This is a genomic window from Corynebacterium sp. KPL3927 (genome assembly GCF_040225835.1).
Taxonomy (GTDB): Bacteria; Actinomycetota; Actinomycetes; order Mycobacteriales; family Mycobacteriaceae; genus Corynebacterium.
This window is the reverse complement of sequence record NZ_JBEHGD010000048.1, coordinates 1-1,389: the sequence shown is the minus strand read 5'-3', so window position 1 is coordinate 1,389 and position 1,389 is coordinate 1. Positions and strand designations below refer to the sequence as shown.

General features: G+C 55.6%; 1 protein-coding gene. It reads left to right on the top strand.

All coding sequences use genetic code 11. The features are described from left to right. Positions 1 to 1,389: integrase core domain-containing protein (locus ABRP86_RS11485; RefSeq protein WP_349864461.1), on the top strand; the 1,389-nt coding region annotated here is incomplete at both ends.

Below are 1,389 nucleotides of genomic sequence, written 5' to 3'. Positions count from 1 at the left end.
GGGCATCACGGTCCAGCAGTTCTGCAAGAACATCGGCGTATCGAAGCAGACGTACTACAACATCAAAGCACGTATCGCCGAACGCGGGCGGGCTGGCATCGTGCCGGACAGCACGGCACCGCTGAACCCACGACGGGTCTACGATGACAAGATTCGACAACAGGTCCTGCAAGCTCGCGGTACGTTAAAAGCCCGCGGCCAAGACTGCGGCCCATGGTCAATCTTCTACTTCTTCCTCGACGAACTCGGCTACGACCAACCACCGTCACGAGCTTTAATCGCACAATGGTTGCACGAGGCTGGCGTCGCTGACATCAATGCACGTAAACGACCGCGTAAGTCCTACAGGCACTTTGCCAGGGGCGAAGTCAATGAACTGTGGCAGATCGATGCGTTTGCCTACAGACTCTTCGATGTGGCTCACACGCAAGTGACTATCTACCAAGTCGTCGACGATGCCAGCCGCTTCGACGTCGGCTCCCAAGCTTTTGGAACTCCAGAAAACGGCACCGATGCCCGCATCACGCTAAGTGGAGCCATTGATGCTTACGGACTTCCCCAAGAAGTCCTCTCTGACAACGGTGATGCCTTTGCCACCTACCATCGCGGCCGACTGTCGCAAACCGAACGCTGGCTCGCCAGCCTGGGAGTTCAATCAAGTGCGGGCTTTGCTCCCACGACGCAAGGCAAAGACGAGCGATCGCACCAAACCATGACCAGGTTTTTGGATGCTCGTACCCCGACGACGCTGGCGCAGGTCCAACAGCTGATTGTCGACTACCGCAACTTCTACAACACACGCCGTCGCCACCAAGGACTTCTCAGGGGCAAGATGCACATCACCCCAGCCCAAGCCTGGGAGATTATCTCGCATGCCCAGCCACCGACGCAGCCGATTGACCCAGATTTTTTATGGACAAAAATCGCGAAACAATATCACCGGATTCACCCCGACAACCAGGCAGATGCCTTAGCAGCCGACACAGTGGTCGCAACAGATAATGCCCTGCCTGAAGTTGCAGCTTCAGACAGGGCACCAAGTAACGACACTCAGGCGATCCAGCAAGATACACCCCATGCCGATTCCTCAACCGTAATGCCAAGCTCTACCGGTGTAAATGCACTCTGGCCTATCCCGGACAAGCTGTGGATCAACAAAAGCGGGGTGGTACGCGTCATGGGACACGGCCTCTACGTCGGGCTGCGCTTCAAAAATCGAGCCATCTACAGCAGCGTAGCCGATGACTATGTGGAATTTTTTACTGATCACGACGGTGAGAAACTGTTTTCATTTCCGCTACCAATCCAACTGAATCAGCGTCCACCCGGCGGTCAAATCAACATAAACCACGTTGTCGGCATGTGGCACCGACAACCCCCAGAGCTAAA